This is a genomic window from Eikenella corrodens (assembly GCF_003990355.1).
Taxonomy (GTDB): domain Bacteria; phylum Pseudomonadota; class Gammaproteobacteria; order Burkholderiales; family Neisseriaceae; genus Eikenella; species Eikenella corrodens_B.
Genome location: NZ_CP034670.1, coordinates 713,251 through 738,723, shown reverse-complemented (window position 1 = coordinate 738,723; position 25,473 = coordinate 713,251). Strand labels below are relative to the sequence as shown.

21 protein-coding genes and 1 pseudogene are annotated in these 25,473 nt (G+C 56.2%); 15 read left to right on the top strand and 7 right to left on the bottom strand.

What is annotated here, in order from left to right; genetic code table 11:
- Position 1: 1 nt before the first annotated feature.
- The 9 genes from ELB75_RS03775 (at position 2) to ELB75_RS12450 (ending at position 6,040) form a co-directional block, all read left to right on the top strand.
- Positions 2–376 (top strand): hypothetical protein, encoded by a 375-nt coding sequence (locus tag ELB75_RS03775; RefSeq protein ID WP_126982775.1) that lies wholly within the window; start codon positions 2–4, stop codon positions 374–376.
- Positions 377–462: 86 nt separating this feature from the next.
- Positions 463–1,329, top strand: coding sequence for a glucose-1-phosphate thymidylyltransferase RfbA (rfbA, locus tag ELB75_RS03770; protein ID WP_126982774.1), 867 nt, complete (start codon positions 463–465; stop codon positions 1,327–1,329).
- A 103-nt stretch (positions 1,330–1,432) separates the two neighbouring features.
- Complete coding sequence (locus ELB75_RS03765) at positions 1,433–2,428, top strand: capsular polysaccharide synthesis protein (RefSeq protein WP_126982773.1); 996 nt, start codon at positions 1,433–1,435, stop codon at positions 2,426–2,428.
- Positions 2,425–3,219: a glycosyltransferase family 25 protein gene (locus ELB75_RS03760; protein ID WP_126982772.1), complete on the top strand. Its 795-nt coding sequence runs from the start codon at positions 2,425–2,427 to the stop codon at positions 3,217–3,219. Before ELB75_RS03765 ends, ELB75_RS03760 begins: the two co-directional genes overlap by 4 nt.
- The gene (locus tag ELB75_RS03755) at positions 3,216–3,665 is read left to right on the top strand and encodes a hypothetical protein (RefSeq protein WP_126982771.1); all 450 of its coding nucleotides are present in this window, start codon (positions 3,216–3,218) and stop codon (positions 3,663–3,665) included. The genes ELB75_RS03760 and ELB75_RS03755 overlap by 4 nt, the downstream gene beginning before the upstream one ends.
- The gene (locus tag ELB75_RS03750) at positions 3,631–4,119 is read left to right on the top strand and encodes a hypothetical protein (protein WP_126982770.1); all 489 of its coding nucleotides are present in this window, start codon (positions 3,631–3,633) and stop codon (positions 4,117–4,119) included. The genes ELB75_RS03755 and ELB75_RS03750 overlap by 35 nt, the downstream gene beginning before the upstream one ends.
- A 68-nt stretch (positions 4,120–4,187) precedes the next feature.
- Positions 4,188–4,730 carry a dTDP-4-dehydrorhamnose 3,5-epimerase gene (rfbC, locus tag ELB75_RS03745; RefSeq protein ID WP_126982769.1) on the top strand — a complete coding sequence of 181 codons (543 nt, stop codon included), beginning with the start codon at positions 4,188–4,190 and terminating at the stop codon, positions 4,728–4,730.
- Between the two features lie 24 nt (positions 4,731–4,754).
- The gene (gene rfbD, locus ELB75_RS03740; protein WP_126982768.1) at positions 4,755–5,627 is read left to right on the top strand and encodes a dTDP-4-dehydrorhamnose reductase; all 873 of its coding nucleotides are present in this window, start codon (positions 4,755–4,757) and stop codon (positions 5,625–5,627) included.
- A 266-nt stretch (positions 5,628–5,893) separates the two neighbouring features.
- On the top strand, positions 5,894–6,040 hold the full coding sequence (locus ELB75_RS12450; protein WP_164726792.1) for a hypothetical protein: 147 nt from the start codon (positions 5,894–5,896) through the stop codon (positions 6,038–6,040).
- A 214-nt stretch (positions 6,041–6,254) separates the two neighbouring features.
- Here the strand turns inward: ELB75_RS12450 and ELB75_RS03735 are convergent, their stop codons facing one another.
- From ELB75_RS03735 to ELB75_RS03725, 3 genes are all read right to left on the bottom strand, one after another.
- Positions 6,255–7,130, bottom strand: coding sequence for a prephenate dehydrogenase (locus ELB75_RS03735; RefSeq protein WP_126982767.1), 876 nt, complete (start codon positions 7,128–7,130; stop codon positions 6,255–6,257).
- Positions 7,131–7,359: 229 nt separating this feature from the next.
- Entirely contained in the window at positions 7,360–9,654 is a 2,295-nt protein-coding gene (metE, locus tag ELB75_RS03730) for a 5-methyltetrahydropteroyltriglutamate--homocysteine S-methyltransferase (RefSeq protein WP_126982766.1), read from the bottom strand.
- Positions 9,655–10,041: 387 nt separating this feature from the next.
- Positions 10,042–10,569, bottom strand: a complete 528-nt coding sequence (locus ELB75_RS03725) for a type IV secretion protein Rhs (protein ID WP_126982765.1) — start codon at positions 10,567–10,569, stop codon at positions 10,042–10,044.
- Positions 10,570–10,720: 151 nt separating this feature from the next.
- Between ELB75_RS03725 and ELB75_RS13200 the strand changes: the two are divergent.
- Positions 10,721–10,827: pseudogene (locus tag ELB75_RS13200) on the top strand (IS5/IS1182 family transposase); the annotation flags it as partial.
- Positions 10,828–11,014: 187 nt separating this feature from the next.
- On the opposite strand, the gene ELB75_RS03720 reads toward ELB75_RS13200, so the two are convergent.
- Positions 11,015–15,124, bottom strand: coding sequence for a pilus assembly protein (locus ELB75_RS03720; RefSeq protein ID WP_126982764.1), 4,110 nt, complete (start codon positions 15,122–15,124; stop codon positions 11,015–11,017).
- A gap of 720 nt (positions 15,125–15,844) precedes the next feature.
- Between ELB75_RS03720 and ligA the strand changes: the two genes are divergently transcribed.
- The 4 genes from ligA (at position 15,845) to ELB75_RS03700 (ending at position 21,163) form a co-directional block, all read left to right on the top strand.
- Positions 15,845–18,184, top strand: a complete 2,340-nt coding sequence (gene ligA / locus ELB75_RS03715) for an NAD-dependent DNA ligase LigA (protein WP_126982763.1) — start codon at positions 15,845–15,847, stop codon at positions 18,182–18,184.
- Between the two features lie 169 nt (positions 18,185–18,353).
- Complete coding sequence (gene cmk / locus ELB75_RS03710; protein WP_126982762.1) at positions 18,354–19,007, top strand: (d)CMP kinase; 654 nt, start codon at positions 18,354–18,356, stop codon at positions 19,005–19,007.
- A 164-nt stretch (positions 19,008–19,171) separates the two neighbouring features.
- Positions 19,172–20,848 (top strand): 30S ribosomal protein S1, encoded by a 1,677-nt coding sequence (rpsA, locus tag ELB75_RS03705; RefSeq protein ID WP_126982761.1) that lies wholly within the window; start codon positions 19,172–19,174, stop codon positions 20,846–20,848.
- A 12-nt stretch (positions 20,849–20,860) separates the two neighbouring features.
- Entirely contained in the window at positions 20,861–21,163 is a 303-nt protein-coding gene (locus ELB75_RS03700) for an integration host factor subunit beta (protein WP_003824966.1), read from the top strand.
- 301 nt (positions 21,164–21,464) lie between these two features.
- On the opposite strand, the gene ELB75_RS03695 is transcribed toward ELB75_RS03700, so the two are convergent.
- From ELB75_RS03695 to ELB75_RS03685, 3 genes are all read right to left on the bottom strand, one after another.
- Positions 21,465–21,890 carry a hypothetical protein gene (locus ELB75_RS03695; protein WP_126982760.1) on the bottom strand — a complete coding sequence of 142 codons (426 nt, stop codon included), beginning with the start codon at positions 21,888–21,890 and terminating at the stop codon, positions 21,465–21,467.
- Positions 21,891–22,313: 423 nt separating this feature from the next.
- Positions 22,314–24,476 carry a heavy metal translocating P-type ATPase gene (locus ELB75_RS03690; RefSeq protein WP_126982759.1) on the bottom strand — a complete coding sequence of 721 codons (2,163 nt, stop codon included), beginning with the start codon at positions 24,474–24,476 and terminating at the stop codon, positions 22,314–22,316.
- 99 nt (positions 24,477–24,575) lie between these two features.
- On the bottom strand, positions 24,576–24,785 hold the full coding sequence (locus ELB75_RS03685) for a heavy-metal-associated domain-containing protein (RefSeq protein ID WP_003674677.1): 210 nt from the start codon (positions 24,783–24,785) through the stop codon (positions 24,576–24,578).
- Positions 24,786–24,932: 147 nt separating this feature from the next.
- Here ELB75_RS03685 and cueR point away from each other — a divergent pair, with 147 nt between their 5' ends.
- Positions 24,933–25,325 carry a Cu(I)-responsive transcriptional regulator gene (gene cueR, locus ELB75_RS03680; protein ID WP_126982758.1) on the top strand — a complete coding sequence of 131 codons (393 nt, stop codon included), beginning with the start codon at positions 24,933–24,935 and terminating at the stop codon, positions 25,323–25,325.
- Positions 25,326–25,473: the final 148 nt, after the last annotated feature.

The window sequence follows — 25,473 nt, the reverse complement described above, 5'->3', positions numbered from 1 at the left end:
CATGAATATCCGCAACACCGCACTACTCGGCTTCCTTGCCCTCGGCCTTGCCCTCTCCGGCAGTGTAGAAGCCAAAACCCGCCCCCACCGCGCACCTGCCGCCGCCCAGCAGCAGCAACGTGCCGACGGTAGCAGCCAAGAGCGCGCCGTAGTTATCCACGAAAACGACACCCCGCGCGGCATTGCCGCCGAAAACCGCTGGATTGCCCAAAACATGCCAGGCTACCGTAAAATCGGCCAAGCCCTGATTCAAGGGCAAAACGGCATCTACGACCGCATCAGCGTAGTCGGCCCGAACGGCGAGCGCAAAGAAGTATTCTTTGAAATCAGCGAATTCTTCGGCCGCTACAACGGTAAACTGCTGGGCGCGGAATAAACACCCGGCAACTCGCAACAGGCAACAGGCTACCTGAAAACGTTTTACCATTTTCAGGTAGCCTTCTGCAAAGGAGGAAGGAAGGTATGAAAGGCATCATCCTCGCTGGCGGTTCCGGCACACGGCTCTACCCCATCACTCGCGGCATATCCAAACAACTTATGCCCGTATACGACAAACCGATGATTTATTACCCCCTATCGGTGTTAATGCTCGCCGGCATCCGCGACATCCTCATCATCACCACCCCCGAAGACAACGCCGCCTTCCGCCGCCTGCTCGGCAACGGCAGCGACTTCGGCATCCGCCTGCAATACGCCGTACAACCCAGCCCGGACGGCCTTGCCCAAGCCTTCATCATCGGCGAAGAATTTATCGGCAGCGACAACGTCTGCCTCGTATTGGGCGACAATATCTTCTACGGCCAATCCTTCACCCAAACCCTGCAGCAAGCCGCAGCCCAAACCCACGGCGCCACCGTATTCGCCTACCAAGTGAAAGACCCCGAACGCTTCGGCGTGGTCGAATTTGATCAGCACTTCAAAGCCCTATCCATCGAAGAAAAACCCGCGCAACCCAAATCCAACTGGGCAGTAACCGGCCTCTATTTCTACGACAAGCGCGTGGTCGAATTCGCCAAACAAATCAAGCCATCCGCACGCGGCGAGCTCGAAATTTCCGACCTCAACCAACTCTATCTCGAAGACGGCAGCCTTTCCGTGCAACTGCTCGGCCGCGGCTTCGCCTGGCTCGATACCGGCACACACGAAAGCCTGCACGAAGCCGCCTCATTTGTGCGCACCATCCAAAACGTACAAGCCCTTCAGGTAGCCTGCCTCGAAGAAATCGCCTGGCGCAACGGCTGGCTTTCCAACGAACAATTGGCCGATTTGGCCAAACCCATGGCCAAAAACCAATACGGCCAATACCTGCTGCGGCTGCTCAAAAAATAGTTCAGGCTACCTGAAAACTCAGCAAACCCCATTGCAGCCACCTACCATTTCGATAGTGTAAAATAGCACGTACCGTTTTCAGGTAGCCTAGGAACACCAGCCCATGCCGTTTCCCGCCGATCATTTCGCCTCCACCGCCACCCCGCTGCTGCGCCTCAACCAAAGGCCGTGGAAAATCTTCTACCGCGGCCTCACCCCCAAACCACTGCGCAACAAAATCAATGCATACGCCAGCCGGAAACAGATGTATCACACCGCCGAATTATGGCGGCCTTTCCTGCAAGCCTACTTTCAAGGCCAGCTGCCCCGTTTTAATCTTCAAGCCAAACAAGATTTGCGCGGACAAAAAATCATCTGGCAATACTGGGGGCAAGGCCTCGAACCAGAGCAACTGCCAGAAATGGTGCGCCTGTGTTTCCGCTCAGTCGAACAAAATCTAGACGACTACCGGCTTATCCGGCTAGACGACCACACCCTGCACAATTATTTGGATCTGCCCGATTTCGTTCAAACCAAACGCCAAAATCCGGAGTTCAAACCCGCTTTTTTTGCCGATCTGTTGCGCCTGGCACTATTGGATATTTACGGCAGCGTTTGGCTGGACGCTTCTATATTGCTTACCGCCCCACTCCCAAAAGAATGGGCGCAAACAGATTTCTTTATGTACCAACGCTCTCCCAAAGCTGCCCATCAGGACTTTTGGCAGGGCTTCAATGCCGATGTATTCAATTGGTCGCCCAATCACCCCGTGCAGGTCAACAACTGCATTATCGCCGCCCAACCCGGCAACTTGCTGATTCACACCTGCCTCGATGTGATGCTGAACTTTTGGCAAACCCAAAACCACATACCGCACTACTTCTTCTTTCAAATCATGTTCAACGAACTAGTGCGCAACCATCTGCCAGGCCAAGCCAGCGAACCCGTAGACGACACCCTGCCTCATCTGCTCCTGGCCAAATTAGAACAACCCTACAACGCCGAAGCTTTCGCCGAAATCACTGCACAAACCCCCGTGCACAAACTCGACCGCCGTTTAAGCTTCCAACCCGGCACCTTCGGCGCGCACTTGAAACAACTCTTTGATTCCACATCATGATTCCAGCTTACATTATTTCCCTTGCCAACCAGCAAGACCGACGCGAACATATGCGGCAAGAGTGTGCGAAAGTGGGCATTGAGGCCACCTTTATCGATGCCGTGGATATGCGCCAAGCCAGCCAATCCGATATCGAACGCCTCTCATCCCGGCTGCTGCATAAAAAAACCAAAAAACAACGTTGGCTCACCCGAGGCGAATTAGGCTGCGCCCTCAGCCATCATCAGGTTTACGCCCACATTGTCCGCCAGCAGCACCCCTACGCCCTGGTTTTGGAAGATGATGCCGAATTTATCCGCAATCCGCAGCCCTTATTGGATGAAGGCTACCTGAAAGCCCTATCCACCCAATATCCGTTCGACATCCTGATATTAGGTTACGTCAAAACCCTGCCGCACCAACTGCCCTATTACTACCGTCGCATCCCCATCAAGCATCGTGTCAAAATGAATACAGACGGCAACACCATCTATTTCGGCACCCCATGGGAACAATACGGCTGCGGCACCGTTGCCTACATCATCAGCCGTGAAGGCGCGGAAAAACTGTACCGAGCTACACAAACCCCTTGCGCCACAGCCGACGACTGGCTCTACTTCGAACAACACCACGGCCTGCGCATCCTGCACAGCCGCCCCACCTTCGTACTCGAGGCGCTAGAAAAACTTGACAGCACCATCCGCCAGGAAAAAGCAGGCTTCCTCCAGCCGAAAACCAGTAGTATCATCATCCGCAGCATCAAAGGCTACCTGAAACACATCGGCATGAACTACTTAGGAATGAAATCATGATCAAATCTCGCCCCCTCCTCCTCACCCTCTTGCTCGCCGCCCCTCTGGCCCGCGCCGACATCTCCTTCGTCCGCGCCATGAGTGCGGCCGAATGCAAACAAGCCGTTATCGACAGCATGGAAATGTTTGTAGACAGCCGCTACTGCGAAAAAACCGACACCGAGCAAACCCGCCGCCAAGTCCTGATCGGCTGGCATGCCATTGGCGAACTCAACAGCCAATCGGGCAACGAAGAATTCAACCGCTGTACCCTCACTCCGGAACAGCTCCAAGAACTTTCCGATTTAACAACATATTATGAAACCATTATACGCACTCCCGAGCGCCTGCAGAACTTCTGTACCCCGGCCAACCGCGCCCGCATCGCACCGCTCTACCCCCGCTATATGCACCTGCTGCAAGAGCTGGTAAATGCCCGTCAGCAAAACAGCAATCCGCCAAACTGATTTTCAGGCAGCCCCATGCCCACATTATCCCGCCAGCCTATTTCTCGCCGTCATGCCCTCCAACACCAACCACGTCTGCTTCCACTGCCGCGCCGCCGTGCGCCGTGCCAAAACCCACGGCCAAGCCGTGCCCTGCCCCGAATGCGGCCGCCCCTGCACCCGCCTCAGCTACAAGCTCGCCATCCCGCCCAAACACCAGCCCAAAGCCTGGCAGGCGCTGCAAAACAAAATTCAGGCCTACTACGACGGCCAAGCCGCCTATGCCGTCCAAATGCAGCAACGCAACAAAACCGAGCTGCAACAGCGCATCGCCCGGCTCAAGCAGCAGGCCAAACAGCCCGGTTGCGGCAGCAAAGAACATGAACGCCTCAACCGCCAGCTGGCCGAAGCCCGGCACAAGCTCGGGCAAATCCAACGGCAACAATACATCAGTAACACCCTGGAGCATTCGTAAACCCATTTTCAGGCAGTCCAAAAGAACAGGCTGCCTGAAACCCTCTCCCTAACCCCAACCCAACGCGCATGAACATCCTCCCCACCACCCTTCCCGACGTCAAACTCCTCCAGCCCCAAGTCCACGGCGACGAGCGCGGCTTCTTTATGGAAACCTTCCGCGACAACTGGTTTCGCGAACACATCGTCCCGCACACCTTCATGCAGGAAAACCACTCCAAATCCGGCCAAGGCGTTTTGCGCGGCCTGCACTACCAAACCGAAAACACCCAAGGCAAACTCGTGCGCGTGATTGCCGGCGAAGTGTTCGACGTGGCCGTCGATCTGCGCCGCAGCTCCCCCACCTTCGGCCAATGGGTCGGCGCCGTCCTCTCCGCCGAAAACAAACACCAGCTCTGGGTGCCCGAAGGCTTCGCCCACGGCTTCTACGTGCTCAGCCAAGAGGCCGAATTCGTTTATAAATGCACCGACTACTACAACCCAAAAGCCGAACACTCCCTGCTGTGGAACGACCCCGCAGTCGGCATCGAATGGCCGCTGCAAGGCGAGCCCAAACTCTCGCCCAAAGACCTCGCCGGCAAACCGCTGAACCAAGCCGTATTGTTTGATTAAACATCCCAATTTCAGGTAGCCCCTATGAAACTCCTCATCACCGGCCACCATGGCCAAGTCGGCCAAGCCCTCATCCGGCAGGCCACCGATCACAATTTTCAGGTAGCCGCTTACGACCGCAGCGAGCTCGACATCGCCAACCGTGCCGCCGTATTGCAGGCCGTCGAGCGCGAGCAGCCCGACGTGATCATCAACGCCGCCGCCTACACCGCCGTAGACAAAGCCGAAAGCGAACCGGCCGCCGCCTATGCCGCCAACGCCGAAGGCGTCGAAAACCTCGCCCGCGCCGCCCACGCCGCAGGCGCCGCCATACTGCATATTTCCACCGACTACGTTTTCAATGGCCGCACCGAGCGCCCCTACCTCGAAACCGACACCCCCGATCCCCAAACCATATACGGCCGAAGCAAACTGGCCGGCGAACAAGCCGTGCAGGCCGCCTGCCCGCGCCACATCATCCTGCGCACCGCCTGGGTGTTTGGCGAACACGGCCACAACTTCGTGAAAACCATGCTCCGCCTCGGCCGCGAACGCGACAGCCTCGGCATCGTGGCCGACCAAAGCGGCGCCCCCACCTATGCCGGCCACATCGCCGCCGTCCTGCTGCACATCGCCGGGCGCACCCAAACCGAAAACTGCCCCTACGGCCTCTACCACTTTTCAGGCAGCCCCTACACCACCTGGCACGGCTTTGCCGCCGAAATCTTTCGCTGCGCCGCCGAGCAAGGCATCCTGCCCCACGCCCCAGAACTGCGCGCCATCACCACCGCCGACTATCCCACCCCCGCCCACCGCCCCGCCGACTCCCGCCTCAACTGCCGCAAAATCCACACCGCCTTCGGTATCGCCCCCAGCGATTGGCAAAGCGCACTGGGCAACCTGGCCGACTATCTCTAGCCATACAAACTTTCAGGTAGCCTCTCCCATAACAGGCTACCTGAAAACATTTATAGTGAACTGTTGGGGTTCCCAACCCAAGCTATGCGCCGGGCGGCTGTAGGGTGTGTGCCGCAGGCACGCACGCCGTTATTTGAGGTTTGAATAACGAGTACGTGCGTTCCGCATACGCCCTACACGCCCCCCAATGGAGAAAGCTACCTGAAAAGCCGTGGGTCGGACTCAAAAGCACAATCCATTGCTGTTTCAACGAAGTTTAACCACTGTTGCCAATCATCCGAAAACTTTCAGGTAGCCCCAAAAGGCTACCTGAAAGCGCAACAAGAGTAGATGGAGTTAACCACAGGCGTAACCCAACCAATAAAGTGAACCGTTGGCTTTCCCAACCCAAGCTGCGCGCCGGGCGGCTGTAGGGTGTGTGCCGCAGGCACGCACGCCGTTGTTTGAGGTTTGAATAACGCGTGCGTGCGTACCGCACACACACTACATGCCCCGCAAGGGAAGGCTACCTGAAAAGCCGTGGGTCGGACTCAAAAGCACAACCCACTGCTGTTTCAACGAAGTTTAACCACCGTTGCCAATCATCCGAAAACTTTCAGGTAGCCCCAAAAGGCTACCTGAAATTTCCTACCTCCGTCCGTTTTCCCACTCCCGCCGCGCCGTGCTCGCCTCGGCAAACATCTCCCGCAAGCCCGCTCCGTCTTCCTGCGCCAAGCATTCGCGCAGCTGCGCCAACTGCTGCTGTTGCCCGTCCAATAAAGCCAGCAGGTTTTCGCGGTTGGCCAGCGCAATGTCCGCCCACATCGCCGGCTCGCTGGCCGCCAGGCGGGAAAAATCGCGGAAACCGCTGCCCGCCAGCCGCAGCCATTTGTCACTCTCTGCCGCGAGCGCCACCTGCCGCATATAGGCATAGGCCAAAAGCTGCGGCAGGTGCGATACCGCCGCAAACGCCGCATCGTGCGCCGCTGCATCCATATACTCCACCCGTGCGCCCACTGCCTGCCACAATGCTTCCACCCGCGCCAGCGCCGCCGCATCCTGCCCCTCGTGCGGGCACATAATCAGCCGTTTGCCTGCAAACAGCCCGGCCTGTGCCGCCGCCGCGCCCGAACGCTCCGTGCCTGCAATCGGGTGTGCCGCCACGCAGCGCGGCCACGCATCCGCCAAATACTGCACAAACGCCGCCAGCACCGACTGCTTGGTGCTGCCCACATCGCTCACCACACATCCCGCCGGCAAGAGCGGCGCCAATTCCGCGCAAATCCGTGCCACCGCGCCCACCGGCACGGCCAGCAGCACCCAATCCGTATCGGCCGATAAGGCCTGCCCGAGCGAAGCAAAGCCTTCATCCACCACGCCCAACTCCAGCGCCTGTCGCAGATTGGCCGCGTCCGTATCCACGCCCGCCACGCAATCCGCCAGCCCCAGCCGCTTCACATCCAAAGCCAGCGAGCCGCCAATCAGGCCCACCCCCGCCACCACCATCCGCCGCAGCAAAGCCATTGTTCGTCCTTTTCCCATTCACTAATCACAGGCAAATATTCTAGCCGCAAAGCCCGCCCGGCAATAGGGCAGTTGCTTGCTGCCGCATACCAAAGGCTACCTGAAACGAGGTTTCCGCAGAAAGCCGAGTTGCCGCAAAGCTAAAGCATAGCTTTGACGAAATTCAAACGGCGCTAAAGGCTACCTGAAACTTTCAGGTGGCCTTTGCTCATTCCAACTGCCTCAGCGTTTAGCGGGTAACGTTTTTATCCGCCAATTCCTTACGCAGTTTTTTGGTAACCGCCATCATCACTTCAAGCTGCTCCAAGGTTTCTTTCCAGCCGCGGGTTTTCAGGCCGCAGTCGGGGTTCACCCACAGGCGCTCTACCGGCACCACTTCCATCGCTTTGCGCAGCAGGCGCTCCACTTCGGCTTCGGTGGGCACGCGCGGGCTGTGGATGTCGTACACGCCGGGGCCGATGTCGTTCGGGTATTTGAAGTCGCCGAACGCGGTGAGCAATTCCATGTCGGAACGTGAAGTTTCAATGGTAATCACGTCTGCATCCATGCTGGCGATGGCGGGCAGGATGTCGTTGAACTCGGAATAGCACATATGGGTGTGGATTTGGGTGCTGTCTTCCGCGCCGGTGCTGGAGAGGCGGAAGGCTTCGCAGGCCCAGTCCAGGTATTCGTCCCACTGCGCTTTTTTCAGCGGCATGGCTTCGCGGATGGCGGGCTCGTCGATCTGGATCACCTTGATGCCGGCTTTTTCCAAATCCAGCACTTCGTCGTTCAGCGCCAATGCGATTTGCTTGGCCACCACGCTCAGCGGCACATCGTCGCGCACAAACGACCATTTGAACATGGTTACCGGGCCGGTGAGCATGCCTTTCATCGGGCGTTTGGTCAGGCTTTGCGCGTAGGTAGACCAATAAACGGTCATCGGATTGGGGCGGGACACATCGCCGAAAATAATCGGCGGTTTCACGCAGCGGCTGCCGTAGCTCTGCACCCAGCCGAATTGGCTGAAGCAGTAGCCGGCCAGCTGTTCGCCGAAGTATTCCACCATGTCGTTACGTTCTGCTTCGCCGTGTACGGGCACATCCAATTCCAATTTCTCTTGGATTTCCACGCAGTAGGCGATTTCTTTCTTCATCGCGGCATCATAATCGGCAGCGGAGAGCTCGCCTTTCTTGAACGCGGCGCGCGCTTGGCGGATTTCGGTGGTTTGCGGGAAGGAGCCGATGGTGGTGGTGGGCAGCACGGGCAGCTTCATCCATTCCTGCTGTACCTTAATGCGCTGGGCAAACGGCGATTTGCGTTGGTCGGCGCCTTTGGGCAGGTCGGCCACGCGTTTTTGCACGGCTGCGTTGTGGATTTTCTTGTTGGTGGCGCGGTCGGCGGCGGCGGCATTGGATTCAGCCAAGGCAGCCTGAACGGCAGATTTGCCATGTGCTAAAGCCTGTTTCACCACGCCCAGTTCCACCAGCTTCTGTGCGGCAAAAGCCATCCAAGATTTGATTTCGCCGTCCAGTTTTTCTTCCACGGCCAAGTCTTGCGGGCTATGCAGCAGCGAGCAGGAGGGGGCAATCCACAAGTTGTTGCCGAATTTGGCTTTTACGGGCTCGAGCGTGTCGATTACCTTGTTCAGGTTGGCGCGCCACACGTTACGGCCGTCAATCAGGCCTACAGACAGCACGCGGTTGTCCGGCCAGCCGTCGGCAAATACGGAGAGCTGCTCCGGTGCGCGCACACAGTCGATGTGCACGCCGTGTACGGGCAGGGATTTCAGCAGGTTCAGATGTTCGGCCACGGAGGCGAAATAAGTGCCGATGACGATGCGCACGCCAGTGTTGGCCAATTCCTGATACACGGGAGCGAATGCATCCAGCCACACTTGTGAAGCTTCGGCAGCCAAAATCGGTTCGTCAATCTGAATCCAATCCACGCCTTCGGCAGCCAGCTCGCGCAAGAGTTGTGCATAGGCAGGCAGCAGCTTGGGCAGCAGCAGTTTGGTTACGCGGCAGCCGAAATCTTCTTTTTTCTTGCCCAACCAAGCCAGCGTAACCGGACCCACCAGCGTGGGCTTGATGTCGTGGCCTTGCGCTTTGGCTTCTTTGATTTGCGCAATCAGGTTTTTGGCGTTTACCTTAAATTCGGTGTCGGCCGACCATTCGGGCACGATGAAGTGGTAGTTGGTGTCGAACCATTTGGTCATTTCCATCGCAAACTGGGTGGCGTTGCCGCGTGCCAGCTGGAAGTATTCCGGCAGGGTCAGCTTGGCTGCATCAAAGCCGAAACGGGAGGGGATGCCGCCCAAGGTGCAGAGCAAATCCAGCACATGGTCGTAGAACGAAAAATCGCCCACCGGCAGCAAATCGGCGCCGGCGGCTTTTTGGGTGGCCCAGTTGGCACGGCGGATATCGGCCGCTACCTGCTGCAATTCAACTTCGGATTTCGCGCCTTTCCAAAAGGCTTCAACGGCAAATTTCAGCTCGCGCTTCGCACCGATGCGCGGATAGCCGGAGAGGTGGAATGTGTTCATAAAAACTCCTTCAATGGTTTGCAAAATGGAAAATGTTTAGGAAATAAGTAAAATTTCTCAAGAGGCAAGTTTGCGGCAGGACGAGGCAAGTTGCAAGCGATAAATTTGCTGCTTTGCATGAATGAAATTAATGCAAGCAGCAAAGCCAGCCCGAACTAAATTTATTTAATTTTAAGAAGAATATTATTTTTCAAAATATTGAATATAATTCTAAGATTCTGCGTTCTGCTCTTCTTCCAACCTTACTCCGTCTTTATAAATAAATTTTTAATAGATAGAAGAAAAAAGTCTAAGCCGGATAGTTCAGCCAACCTTACCGCGTTACGGCCAAAAGGCTACCTGAAAACACAGCTTCAACGAAGTTATAAACATAGCCGCACTCAGCTTTCAAAGCCACTTCGGCCACAGTTCGCGGCTTTTCGGATTGGCAAAAAACGGCTGCAACAGGCGTTGCAACTGCGGCAGGTAGAGGGTGGCGGCGGGGTCGTGGCAAATGGCGGCGCGGTAATACAGGGCAAAGATTTCGGCCTGCTGCTCCATATTGAGGCGGTTGAAGTGCAGTACGGTGTCGAGCATGGGCAGGCGGTAGGCGCGTTTTTTCAGGTAGCCCAAACGTAAAGCCTGCAAACTGCCGCCAAGCCAAACGGGAAAACCGTTTTGATGTTGCCAAACATGTGTCAGCTCGTGCACCAGCCAGGCGCGTTCGATCAAGGGTCGCTGGGCGAAATCGGGGCAGAAGCGGTTGGCGGGGAAGTAAACATGGCCGAAGGGGGCTATGGCAATATTGCGGGTAGGCAGCCACCACGCGCCGCCGTGCAGGCGGATGCGTTCATAACGCAGCCCGCTGCCAAACACGCTGCGGGCGAGTTTGGTTTCGGCGGGGGTGAGCGGGCGGGAAGAAGAGGAAAAAATCATAATCAGAACAATCCGGAGAGCCAAGAGGAATATAGCATACGGTGTCGGAATATAGGCCGCATTCCGCTACACCGGTTGAAACCTTTGCAAACCTCTGCCTTTGGCACTTTTCTCCGATATGCGTTTCTCAACAACTCATCCAGCTTAATGTTATAGTGGATTAAATTTAAATCAGGACAAGGCGGCGAGCCGCAGACAGTACACACGTTACGGCAAGGCAAGCCAACGCTGTACTGGTTTAAATTTAATTCACTATATGATTAAATATCTTATAATCCTTTCACTCCAAACAATACTTAATTCCTGTGTTTTGCAATGGATCTCAGGCTACCTGAAAATCGGCCGGGCAGGTTGAGTACGTCGCCCTTCTCCCGGGTATAGGATATCTCGCAACGCAAAGAAAAACGGCAACTGCCATGGTGCAGCTGCCGTTTGTTGTACCGCTTTAGAATATTTCCTGCCAAGAAATACGGCGGACAATGCCTTTAGAATCCTGCGGAGGACGTGGTTTTTCCAATGGGTTCATGGCAAGGGACATTTGGCCGGTATCACCCATAGCTGCAAGCACAGTTGCCTCACCGTTGGCGGTTTGAGCCAGCGACATCGCACTGGTAACGGCGATATTGTCGTAGAAAGTAATCATGCCGGTCTTCGCGTCTTTTTCATCGAACACGCCGTCGCCGTTGGTATCAAACACGGGCTTACCGAACAAGCCGCCATTTTTCAGATCCACGTTGATAAACGAGGTCGAACCGCTCAGTGAGCAGGAGGTGGGATTAGGGTTGCTCCTACGCGATACCGCTTGGAACATTGCTACCTGTTCGCGGTAAATGATGGCCGGAGCGGTAACGATCTGGCCGGCTGGCAACTCAATAAACCAGCCCTTTTCCGAACCGCTCAGCGCGTTTTGGCTGATTGTGAAGGCAGCCGCGTTACTTCTGGTGATCGCACTTGCGTCGCCTGATGCTTGTCCGCCGATGCTCTGGCGCAATAACTGCCCATGCCCGGTAACGGTGCTGCCGTCGTCGAAGAAGCCGTAAACATAATTCTGCTGATTGCGGTCAAGTGCATCGGCCGTCATATATTGGCCGGTACCGGCAATAACGTATGTCTTACCGCCTGGGTCTTTATGGGCGGCCGGCCTGGTGGTCATGGGCGGAGAGCCTGCCGGAGCGGCATACAGCTTGCTGGGCGTCCAAGCCCCGGTTGTCCGGTTGTAATCTACGCGCCACAAATTACCATCGTAGTCACCGGCATAGAGTCTTTCCGGCACGCCGTCTTTATTTGAATCCAGCACGAGTACGTCGCCGACACCGGCACGTCCCAATGGGATTTTCTGATATTGGCCGCCCCAAGACCCGCCTCTCGGCCTATCCACGTTCAAAACGAAGATATGTCCTCTGTCGGAGGGATTGTTGTAGCCGCTGTTGAAAATCGCAATGGCTTTGCCGTCTTTGTTTTTAGCCACATAAGGCACGCCTACGCCCACGCCCAAGTCGGAATCGTCGGCATTGGTAAATTCCCACATCAGGTTACCTTCGCCTGGAGACGAAAGATCGGTTACGTCGAGGGCGTAAACTGCCGCACCGCCTTTGCCTGCAGAACCGATGGCTACGGAGTGTGCCTTACCATCCGCCAGACAGGTCTCGGTCACCGAGGGGGTACCGTCGTTCAGGTAGCGGTGCACATACGACGGGCTGGCATAGTCATCCAACCAAGGCAGTGCAGTGGACAGCATCAGCGCCATTTTTTCTTCGCCGGAAGCATCCAACACATGCACCATACCGTCGTTGGCGCTCACCACATAATGTCTCGGCCTAGTGTTCGGATCAACGGTATAGCTGCAGCCCATTGGCCGTTCACTTGCCGGGATAGGCGAAACCAACGCCACGGTCGGGCTGACCATCGTGCCAAGTATCTTGTCGCGAGTGCGCGCCATAGCGGCCGCTTCCTTGCTGTTGTCGCCCAAGGTGTAGTTGATTACATCGTTATCCGACAAACTGCCGGTTCCGGAAACCGATGAGGCAAAATTGGACTTATTGGCGGTATTGAAGCGCACGAAGCCGTTGCCCCGGTTGCGCACGAACACTTGGCGGTTGGCATAATTGCTGCCGTTGTGGAAGCGTGCACCTATTTTCCCCGAAGCGGACCAAAGGATGCCGCCCACAGGCTGCAATTTATTGTTTACCATCTGCTGGCGTTCCGACACCACATCACCCGTCAGCTTAGTGAAATCATAAGTAGTTGAGATGATTTCGGTGCTTTGGCCAGATTTCAGGTCGGTTTTCTGTCCGGGAGGAGTGGTAAAGGTCGGTGCGGCCTGCGTGGGACGGGCAAAATCGCCGGCACGGGTAAAGGCACGCCTTAGAGCAGCGGCCATATTTTCCGGACTATTGCCCAAGGCAAAGTTCCTCGGCATTCTGTCGTTGCCAAACAAATTATTCTCTTCGCTAGTAGACGCCCGTTTCCAAGACCTGGCATCCTGATTAGGATTAGTCAGGGTTGCTGCACGTTGGACGCTGCCGCCATGCTCAAAACCACCATACTTGGCCGCCCAATACCACGGATTACCATAAGTACACTGGGAGTTGGCCGGAGGTAATTGGACGCCTCCACTCCACCTTTGCTGACAATTGTAACTAGAACTACCAGGCTCTTTAGAGTGACCGCCTTCCAATACGTCGATAATAAAGTTACTCTGATATTGGTTACCCGGGATATCGCTGCGCGTATCGTTGATATGCGCCCAATAGGCCAAACCGGCCACGCCGCCCGGGGAGTGTCCGTCTTTTTCACCGGTCCATAAATACTGATACTCTTTCAGGCTACGGTTCATATCCCACTTTCTACCCGGCCTACCTTCCCAATTCCAGATCTGCCTGAACAATTCTCCGGTCTTCAGGCTACCGGTATCGCTTACCCTGTTAGAGTTCGCTCTACCGGCATTTGTATACATATCCCACTGGGGTAAGTTGTTGTCATAGTGGGTATTGGTATCACCGATCCAAATAATGGTATTTGGACGGCACATCGGCTCCTTACTATTGGCGGGGAAACCCGTTTTCAGCGGGTCTTGCCAATCATAGTGAGCCGGGAAACCGTCTTTTTGTGTATCATTGGGATTACCGCGGTACACCGAACCGTTTACGTCTTGAGAACCGATTCGCAAGTATCGCATTGCAGCATAATACAGCTCGCCGCTGGGGTCGGTATCCTTATAGCCTTGGCGGTCGCCGAATTTATTAATATAGTTAATCACGCCGCTGTTGCCTTCCCCGGCATTTTCCGGGTTCGGATTCAGCTTGCCCGTACCCGCATCCCATTCGGGCGTATTGGTAACGGGGTTGCCGCTGATAGACGATTTACCTGGCGGGGGAACCAAATATTTCATCGGCGCGCGCAATACGCCGCCGTCCACATCATCGGTACGCGTGTAGAGGAAGCCGAAGGCGGCGAAGCGCGTACCCTCGCGCGCCTTGGCTTGAATCAAGCCTTCTGGTTTGTATTTACTACCGTAAGGCACGCAGAATTTCGCATCTTCACCCGGGAAAGGGGCAAAATCACATACGCGCACTACCACCGGTAGGTAGCGGTTTACCAACCCATTCCCAGAGTTCCTTCTATATAAGTAGTGAATTTCATTACCATTTCTTCCTGCACGGGCAAAAACAAAACCAAAATTATAGTTGTGGAAGTAGATATTTTGGTTAGCAAACCGCATGAGGTTTTCACGGCCAAACGTACCATTTTCGTTGATATAGCCGAATTGTCTCCGATTATCTGACAACATTTCATCGACCACCGAATGCGGCAGATAGCGTTTCAATTGATCCGGAGTCCCATTGAGCCCGCGGAAACGCATACGGGTACGGTAGGCGGCCATATCCTCACGCCCCCAACCAACATCGCTTCTCCAGCCTTCGTTGAATCTGGCGCGGCGCAGGAAGGTATCGCCATTGATCCCTATGCTTGAATTAAATTTCGCCCCATCGCCTTCGGCATAATCGCCATGATTGGGGTCGGTATTGGTACCCGTACCGTAGACGCGATTACCGCCGGTGAGGGTTTTACGGAACATATCCAAGGCGGACATGGTCCCCCAGTTCAGCACGTTGCCGCTGAACTCATTTGCCTTGGGGCAAGCATAATCAGGAGCTTGCGCGCGGGAAGTGGCATAGAAATAGCCGTTATTACCACCGTCGGCTTTAAACTCGTAGCATTTGTCCGAATCAAAATAGCCCAGATAACGGCGGTTGAAATCACCATTCCTGTATTTCAGTGTCAGATAACCCTTTAGCCATGGAGTTAGATCGTCGCTCAGAAAATCATCACTTGAATAAGCGCCGCCGGCGGTCGGATATTCCACCGAAGGCACGAGCACAATATTGGGCTGGTAGGTAGACTGCACCCCCGCCAACGGAGACTGGGCGATATTGATATTGGCGGCCATTAGCGACGGCGAAAACAACGACAACACGGAAACCGCCGCCAATTTCATCGGCATGCGGGGAGCCGTTTGCCCCCTTCTTTTTCTTTTTCCGATACGGGATACCATAAAATACTCCTTAAAATAAACTATTAACCCACAAGAAGCGTCAAGCCGGCGCAGCCCTCCGCCTGATAAGCCATTATATACTTATTTGTATCTTTTTCAAAAATTTTAATCCGAAATCCAGGCGGATAGCCGAACCGGGAAGCAGCTTGAAATAGCAATGCAAGCAAATTCCATACCACCCGGCCAACTCCGCAAGATGCGAACCTGCCCGAATACCCCCTGCCGGCATACCGTTTTATGCACCTCTGCCGCCAAAGCAGGCCGTATGGCAGGAGCCGCTATCGGCCGGTTTGCCCGCAAATTGAATTTGCCCCTGCCGCCATGCTGCCGTTTTTGAAACAGACGGCAAGATGACTCTTCCGAACCTGACAATATTCGTCAGCATCGCGCCAGCCCCATGCTATCCGGCACCCGGCTTCCGGAATTTGGGACGCCTTCTCAGTACGGCTTTCGTCGGCATAGCCAAACCAGCCTGCAGACCAAGCCTTTCGACAAATGCCGCATCGTTCTTGCTTTCAAGCATTCGATCCCACGAGAGGCTACCTGAAAAATTGGAACTTGCAGCGCATAGGAATTGGCTTTAAGCTGCACCAATACCCTTTTCAAGTAGCCTTTCCCCCGTATTCAGGCTACCTGAAAATAATCAGGCAGATTTCAGGTAGCCCCTTCTCTTTGGGAGCGTGATAATATGCGCCGTTTAATTTTGTTTACCCCGCTGCCATGACCCCCCAACAACGCATCCGCACCCTCGTGCAAACGCTCAACCGCTACGCCCACGAATACTATACTTTGGACGCGCCCAGCGTGCCCGATGCCGAATACGACCGGCTCTACCGCGAGCTGGAGGCCCTGGAAGCCGAGCATCCGCAGTTCAGGCTGCCCGAAAGTCCCACGCAGCGGGTGGGCGGCGCGGTGCTGGACGGCTTTGAACCCGTGGTGCACGCCGTGCCGATGTTGTCGCTGAACAACGCGTTTTCGCCGCGAAATGACGACACGGGCGCGTTCGACCACGCCGAATTTTTGGCGTTTGACGAGCGCGTGTGCAAGGAATTGGGCGTGGCGCAGGTGGAATACGCCGCCGAGCCAAAGTTTGACGGGCTGGCGGTCAGCCTGTTGTATCAAAACGGGATTTTGGTGCAGGCAGCCACGCGCGGCGACGGCACCACGGGTGAAAACGTAACCGAAAACATCAAAACCGTGCGCAATATCCCGCTGAAACTGCATGGCGAAAAGCAGCCTGCACTTTTGGAAGTGCGCGGCGAAGTGCTGATGCTCAAAGCCGATTTTGCCGCGCTGAACCAACGCCAGCTCGACGCCGGCCAAAAACCCTTCGCCAACCCGCGCAACGCCGCCGCAGGCAGCCTGCGCCAGCTCGATTCCAAAATCACCGCGCAGCGCAAACTGCATTTTTTTGCTTACAGTATCGCCCAGCTTTCCGGCGCAGAAAGGCTGCCTGAAAGCCATATCGAAGAACTCGCGCTGCTGCACGAACTCGGCTTTTCGCTGCCCGAAGGCTATGTCGGCGCGTACACCGGAGCGGCGGCCGTGTTGCGCGAATACGAACGGCTGGCCGAACACCGCCCCCGCCTGCCGTATGAAATCGACGGCATGGTGGTCAAAGTGAACTCGTTGGCCGAACAAAAAAAACTCGGCTTTGTGTCGCGCGCGCCGCGTTGGGCGATTGCGCAAAAATTCCCCGCCGAAGAAGCACTCACCACCGTGGAAGCGATTGACGTGCAAGTCGGCCGCACCGGCGCAATCACCCCCGTGGCGCGGCTGGCGCCCGTGTTCGTGGGCGGCGTTACCGTGACCAACGCCACGCTGCACAACCAAGACGAAGTGGCCCGCAAAGACGTGCGCGTGGGCGACACCGTGGTCGTGCGCCGCGCAGGCGACGTGATTCCCGAAGTGGTGCGCGTGCTGTTGGAACGCCGCCCGATGCAGCCTGTTGATTTATTGGGCGAACAAATGGAAGCGAAGTACGAACCGTTCAAGCTACCTGAAACCTGCCCCGTGTGCGGCAGCGCCGTCGAACGCGAAGAAGGCGAAGCCGTTGCCCGCTGCACCGGCGGCATGCTCTGCCAAGCCCAGCGCGCACAAGGGCTTATCCACTTCGCCAGCCGCAAAGCCATGGACATCGCCGGGCTGGGCGACAAGCAAATCGAAGCTCTCGTCGCCGCCGACGTATTGCACAGCTTTGCCGATATTTACCAACTGGACATCGCCCAACTGCAAACCATCAAAGACAGCAAATCCGCCGCCACCAAATGGGCGCAGAACATCTTGGACAGCATCGCCCAAAGCCGCACCCCGCCGCTCGCCCGCTTCCTGTTCGCCCTCGGCATCCGCCACGTCGGCGAAAGCACCGCCAAACAGCTGGCATCCACGTTCGGCAACCTCGACACCGTGCGCCGCGCCCCCGAACCCATACTCGCCTGCCTGCCCGACATCGGCAGCGTCGTTGCCCACGCCATCACCCACTATTTCAGGCAGCCTGCACAACAAAAAATGTTGGACGACCTATTGCAACACGTCGCCCCGCAAGCCGCCGCCCCGTCACCCCAAACCCGCACCCACGCCGCGCCCGAACAATGGCTGCAACGCCTGCCCGACATCAAGTTCAGCGAAAAACGCGCCGCCGAACTCTGGCAGCTCGCCGGCAGCCTGCACGCCCTGCAAACCGACCAAGCCCTGCCGCAAGAATGGCAAGACTGGCGCAGGCAGCCTGCACACGCCGCCTTGCTGCAAAACATCATCGCCTTCACCGAAGGGCTGCCTGAAAGCAGCGCAGACAACGTTTCAGGCAGCCTGCACCCCGAAAACAGCCCCATCGCTGGCAAAACCTTTGTCCTGACCGGCACCCTGCCCACCCTGAAACGCGACCAAGCCGCCGCCCTCATCGAAGCCGCCGGCGGCAAAGTGAGCGGCAGCGTATCCAAAAAAACCGATTTCGTGGTGGCGGGCGAGGCCGCAGGCAGCAAACTGGAAAAGGCGCAGGCACTGGGCGTGGCCGTGCTGAGCGAGGAAGAGTTGCTGGGGATGCTGGGGGGAACGGATTAGAAGGCTACCTGAAAACCTGTTTTCTACCATTTAGCCATCTCATTTTTCAGGTAGCCTTTCCCACCTGCTTTCAGGTAGCCCTTCCCACCTGCACACCCCCTATCTGCGCCATCCCTGCCCCGTTCATCGGCAATCTCGGGTAAGATGGCGTTTTTTTTCGGAGACAGCTATGCCGCAGAAAGTAATCGCAATCGACGGGCCGAGCGCATCGGGCAAAGGCACGGTGGCGCAGCGGGTGGCGGATGCCTTGGGCTGGCGTTATCTGGATTCGGGCGCGCTCTACCGCATCACCGCGCTCTATGCGCGCAACCGCCAAACCGCTTGGGATAACGAAGCTGCGGTGGCCGCGCTGGCGCAGGCTTTGCTGGTGGAGTTTGCCGAGGGCGCGGTGCTGTTGGACGGGGAAGATGTTTCCGCCGCCATCCGCAGCGAAGAAATCGGCATGGGGGCATCACGGGTGGCGGCGCTGCCGGCGGTGCGTGCGGCTTTGTTGCAGCGGCAGCGCGCGTTTCTAACCGAACAGGGGCTGGTGGCCGACGGGCGCGATATGGGCTCGGTGGTCTTCCCCGATGCCGTGCTCAAGGTTTTCCTCACCGCTTCGCCGCAGGTGCGTGCCGAACGCCGTGCCAAACAAATCGGCGTACCGCTTGCGGGCGCGGGTTTCGAGCGCATTTTGGCCGATATCGAAGCGCGCGACGAAGCCGACCGCAACCGCGCCGTTGCGCCGCTGCAAAAGTTGCCTGAAGCCCATCTGCTCGACACTTCGGCGCTGACGATTGAAGAATCGGTAAAAAAAGTGCTTGATTGGTATCGGGAAAAATAAAGTTACTGTATAATGCCGCGTTTTCGGCGCATCCGCTCCGCTTGGGCGCGGCTGTGTTGTATAAGCAATTGATTTAACTCACGCCTGCCATGCCAAGGGTGGCAGGCTTCTATCAACTCCAACCCTCCGCACTCCTTGGCCGTGCGTGGAAAAGACAAAACCTTATGGAAAATTTTGCCCAGTTACTGGAAGAATACTCAGCCGTACAAGAAATGAACCAGGGCGAGGTGATTACCGCCGAAGTGGTGGCGATTACCGACAAACACGTTATCGTGAACGCCGGCCTGAAATCCGAATCCCTGATTGATTTGAACGAATTCAAAAACGCCCAGGGCGAACTGGAAGTTAAAGTCGGCGATTTCGTTACCGTAACCATCGAATCCGTAGAAAACGGCTTCGGCGAAACCAAACTCTCCCGCGAAAAAGCCAAACGCGCTGCCGATTGGCTGGCTTTGGAAGAAGCCATGGAAAGCGGCGAGATTCTCTCCGGCGTGATCAACGGCAAGGTCAAAGGCGGCCTCACCGTGATGATCAACAGCATCCGCGCTTTCCTGCCAGGCTCTCTGGTAGACGTGCGCCCGGTGAAAGACACTTCTCACTTTGAAGGCAAAGAAGTTGAATTCAAAGTGATCAAACTGGATCGCAAACGCAACAACGTAGTGGTATCCCGCCGCGCCGTGCTGGAAGAAACCCTGGGCGAAGAGCGTCAGGCTCTGCTGGAAACCCTGCAGGAAGGCACTGTGGTGAAAGGTATCGTGAAGAACATCACCGACTACGGCGCATTCGTAGACTTGGGCGGTATCGACGGCCTGCTGCACATCACCGATTTGGCATGGCGCCGCGTGAAACACCCCAGCGAAGTGCTGGAAGTGGGCCAGGAAGTAGAAGCCAAAGTATTGAAATTCGACCAAGACCGCAGCCGCGTATCTTTGGGTATGAAACAGCTGGGCGAAGACCCCTGGAGCGGCCTCGCTCGCCGTTACCCTGCCCGCACCCGCCTGTTCGGCAAGGTAACCAACCTTACCGACTACGGCGCATTCGTTGAAATCGAACAAGGCATCGAAGGCTTGGTGCACGTTTCCGAAATGGACTGGACCAACAAAAACGTTCACCCGAGCAAAGTGGTTCAGCTGGGCGACGAAGTAGAAGTGATGATTCTGGACATCGACGAAGATCGCCGCCGCATCAGCCTGGGCATGAAACAATGCCAGGCCAATCCGTGGGAAGAATTTGCCGCCAACTTCAACAAAGGCGACAAACTCACCGGCGCGGTTAAATCCATCACCGATTTCGGTATTTTCGTGGGCCTGCCCGGCAACATCGATGGCCTGGTACACCTCTCCGACCTCTCTTGGAGCGAAAGCGGCGAAGAAGCCGTACGCAAATACAAAAAAGGCGAAGATGTGGAAGCCGTTGTATTGTCTATCGATGTAGAGAAAGAACGCATCAGCTTGGGCATCAAACAGCTCGAAGGCGACCCCTTCGGCAGCTACATCAGCATCAACGACAAAGGCGCCTTGGTGAAAGGCACCGTGAAATCTGTTGAAGCCAAAGGCGCCGAAGTGCAGCTGGCCGACGAAGTAGTGGCCTACCTGCCTGCTTCCGAGTTCGACAGCGAGCGCGTGGAAGACTTGACCACCAAGCTAAAAGAAGGCGACGAAGTGGAAGCCGTCATCGTTACCGTAGACCGCAAAAACCGCAATATCAAGCTGTCGGTAAAAGCCCGCACGGCCAAAGAAAGCCGCGAAGCGCTCAACACCGTGAACGCAGCGGCCAGCCATGCCGGCACCACCAGCCTGGGCGATTTGCTCAAGGCCAAGCTGGGCGGCGAAAACGAATAAGGATAGCGCAAAATGACCAAATCAGAGTTGATGGCCCATCTGGCCGAGAAGTATCTGGCTCAAGGGCATTCCCGCCTGGCTGTTAAGGATGTGGAGCAAAGCGTGAAGGTTTTGGTGGATGCCATGACCCGTGCGCTGGCTCGTGGTCAGCGTATCGAGATTCGCGGGTTCGGCAGTTTCGACCTGAACCACCGTCCGGCACGCATCGGCCGCAACCCGAAAACCGGCGAAAAAGTGAACGTGCCCGAAAAATACGTGCCGCACTTCAAAGCCGGCAAGGAATTGCGCGAACGCGTAGACCAAGCCGCCAAGTAAGATTGGCATTCGGCCGAATAAAAGGCTACCTGAAAATTTCAGGTAGCCTTTTATTTTATCCAACAGTTCCCGCAATGGCGTTATGTATGCACCTCGGTTGTTTAGATATAGCAGCCGAATCAACTCTCAAAACCATTCGGCAAGCCTCAGACAATACACACGTTACGGCAAAATGCGCATACCGTAATGCTTATTTTAATCCGCCATATCTGTCCCTTGCCTATCAGCCCCGGGGCTTTGAAAAGCCGCCCGTGCCTTTAAGGCAGCCTTCGGGAAAGGAAGACGGGTTGAATAATCCGGCCTATGACTGCTCCGCTACCTTGCATACCGCGCGGGCAACTACTTTCGATACACCGTGCAGGCGGTTAAACGGAATGCGTGCGCCTTGCGCGTTGGTGCGGCGTTCCACTTCGCGCACGGTTTTTTCTGCGCACTGCACCGAATAAACCTTGCTGCCGGCAGATCTGGTGTTGCGCACATATTCCGCCAGCGTCCTGCCTGGAACGACTACAAAGGCCTGAGAATTTTGGAGCACGCTCAACAAATGGATAGATGCAATTTCGCCCTCGCGCGCACCGCCATCCACAAAAATAAAGGTTTCCGTTATATCTTGAGCGGGCGTGCCGTAGATTTGATAGCCGTCAACCACATCCGGCGGTTTGAGATCGGCAAAGCTCGGGTCTTTGGCCAAAGCTGCCGAAGCGGATACGGCCAATACAGTAAACAACAGTTTTTTTTCATCATTTTCCCTTCAAGATAACGCCGCTCCGGCGGCAAAAGTGGCGCGGCACATGCCGCATGGTTTCAGGTAGCCTGCGGCGGGCAGGCCACGGATAGTAAACACCGCCATTCTACACATCCGCCCGAAGCCCGATAATCTTCCGCATACCGGCAGGCCGGGCATGGCTGCCGCAGCGGGCAAAATAGGCGCAGGCGGTATTTATCTGCAATCCCGCTACCTTTGTCTTACCCTTCTTTAATCTGCCATATATAGTGAATTAACAAAAACCAGTACAGCGTAGTCTCGCCTTGCCGTAACGTGTGTACTGTCTGCGGCTCGCCGCCTTGTCCTGATTTTTGTTAATCCACTATAAGGGTTAGAGACCGTCTGAAAACAAAGGGGGATATTTTCAGACGGCCTCTAAGATTCTCACTCCATATTTACCCGTTTCAACCTCAACGCATTGCTCAACACCGAAACCGAACTTGCCGCCATTGCCGCGCCTGCGATGATGGGATTTAAGAAGCCAAGCGCGGCGAGCGGGATGCCTAAAATATTGTAGAAAAAGGCGAAAAACAGGTTTTGCTTGATGTTTTTTAAAGTGGCCTGCGATACCAGCAGGGCATCGGCGAGCTGGTTGACCGAATGCTGCATCAGCGTGGCGGATGCGGTGTGTTCGGCAACGTCCGCACCTCCTTTCATGGCGAAGCTGACGTTGGCGGCGGCGAGTGCGGGTGCGTCGTTGATACCGTCGCCAACCATCGCCACGGTTTTGCCGGCAGCTTTGAGTTTCTGCACTTCGGCTGATTTGTCGCGCGGACTCATATTGCCGAAGGCGTGTGCGATACCCAGTTGTTTGGCGACATATTCGACCGTACCTTGGTTGTCGCCGCTCATAATATAGACATCGATATTGTGTTTTTTCAGACGGCCTATGGCTTCGGCGGTATCGGCTTTCAACGCGTCGGCGAGTGCGAATGCGCCGATAGGTTTGTTGTCAACTGAAACTGCGACAATGCTGGCAATGTCCCAAACGCCGTCTGAAAACTTCGGCAAGGTCAGTTCGGCAAATTCGGCTTTGCCCGCTTTCACCAAACCCACGCCTTCGACCTCGGCGGTAATACCTGCGCCGACAACGGTTTGCGCGTTTTGTGCGGCGGGAATCTCCAAACCGCGCTCTTGGGCGGCGGACACAATGGCGCGGGCGAGCGGGTGGGCGGCGTTTTGTTCGACGGCGGCGGCGATGCGGTACAAAGCGTCTTCGTCAAAACCGCTGTCAGGCACGCAATAAACGGCGGCAACCTGCGGCCTGCCTTCGGTCAGCGTGCCGGTTTTGTCCAACACGACGGCATCGACGTGGGCGGCTTCTTCCATCGCCGCCGCATCTTTAAACCAAATACCGTGTTTCACCGCCTTGCCCATGCCGACCATAATCGCGGCGGGCGTCGCTAGACCGAGTGCGCACGGGCAGGCAATTACCAAAACGGCAACGGCGTGCATCAACGCCACCGTCCAATCGCCCTTAACCAGCCAAGTGGCGATAAAGGTCAAAAGCGCGATGCCCACGACGGCAGGCACGAACACCGCCGCCGCCTTGTCCGCCACGCGCGCAATCGGCGCCTTGCTGCCCTGCGCTTCGGACAGCGCGTTCATCATGTCGCCGAGCAGGGTTTGGCTGCCGAGCTGCGTGGCGCGGTACACCACGCTGCCTTCGGTCATCAGCGCGCCCGCCAACACTTTGCCGCCCGCCTTTTTCTCTTCGGGATTGGATTCGCCGGTGAGATGGCTCTCGTCCGCCCAGCCGCTGCCGCTTTCGATAATGCCGTCGGCGGCAATGCGTTCGCCGTGGTTGGCGCGGATAAGGTCGCCGATTTGCACTTGGTCGATGGGCAGTTGTTTCCATTCGCCATCGCGTTGCACGTTGACTTGGGTCGGCGTAAGTTTCAAAAGCAAGCCCAAGCTGTTCAGGCTGGATTTTTTGGTGCGGTGTTCTAAAAATTTGCCCAGCGACACAAAACCAATCACCATCACGCCCGCTTCAAAATACACATGCGCCATGCCGTGCGCCGCGTGCGGGCTGAAAAATAACATATAGACGGAATACAGGTAAATCGACACCGTGCCAATGGTAACGAGCACGTCCATATTCGCCAGCCCGCCTTTAATACTCGCCCACGCGCTTTTGTAAAACGGGATTGCCAGCCAAAGCTGCACCACACTCGCCAATGCGAACTGCCACAACGGCGGAATCATCCAATCGTTTCTGCCGATCATCATCCCCGCCATGCCGATAAGGAACGGGACGTTGATGGCGAACAGCAGCCACAGCCGCCAGCTTACATGCGCGGTTTCTTCGGGTTGCGGCAGCGCGTCTTCCGTTTTTTCTTTTGCACCGTAACCGGTTTTCTCGATGATTTTGGCGATGTCGGCGGCGGAGGTTTGGCTATCGTCAAACACCACCTGCGCCTCCTCGCTGGCGAAGTTCACCCCCGCCGATTCAACAAAGTCTTTTTTGTTCAACACTTTTTCAATGCGCGAAGCGCAGGCCTGACAGGTCATGCCTTCGATTTGGAAACGGACTTTTTGTTGCATGGTTTCTTCCTTCTGAATGTGGTTGGGCTACCTGAAAAAAGCGGAGCAGGGTTTTCAGGTAGCCTTTGGGGTGTTGCAGTCGATTTGTTGCGATTCGATTTACAAAGCCGCATCAAAGCCGCCGTCTTCCACCGCTTCTATCAGCGCGGCGGGGTTGGTTTGGGCGGGGTCGAATTCCACGACGGCGTTCTTGTTTTCCAGGCTCACTTCGGCCTTGTCCACGCCGTTTACGCCTTCGAGGATGCTGGTAACGCTTTTCACGCAGCCGCCGCAGGTCATGCCTTCGATGTTTAATGTGATGGTTTGCATAGGGTTTCCTTTCTGTTGGAATGAGGCTGAGGTTTTAAAGCCCGTTGCAGCCAAAGCTTTCAGGTAGCCTGAAATGATGGGTCTGCTCTTGCTTTTCCGCTAAATGCCGCCACTATAAAGCTTCACCCGAAGTAAAGGTCAAGCATCATGATGAACATCAGCCAGGCCGCGGCCGAGAGCGGCCTTTCCGCCAAACAAATCCGCGACTACGAAAAGCACGGCCTAATCGCCCCGGCCGCGCGCAGCGAAGCGGGCTACCACCGCTACGGACAGGCCGACCTTACCCGGCTGCGCTTTATCCGCCATGCGCGGGAAGTGGGCTTTTCGCTGCCGCAGATCGGGCAGCTTTTGAGCCTGCAACACAACCCGCAGCGCACCAGCCGCGAAGTGAAAACGCTCACCGCGCGGCACATCGCCGAGCTGGAAGCCAAAATCGAACGCCTGCAGGGCATGGTGGCCGAGCTGCAACGCTGGCACGATGCCTGCGCGGGAGACGACTGCCCGGATTGTGCGATTTTGGCCGGGCTGGAGGAGCGTTAGACAGAGACAGCTTTGGCGGAATAGAAACGGGCTACCTGAAAAAGTTTCAGGTAGCCTTAATTTTGGGGTTAATTGGCTATCACGGAAATTCAAGCATATTATTCCATCAATTCTATAATTTCTTTAAAGCCTTCTCGTTCGGAACGAT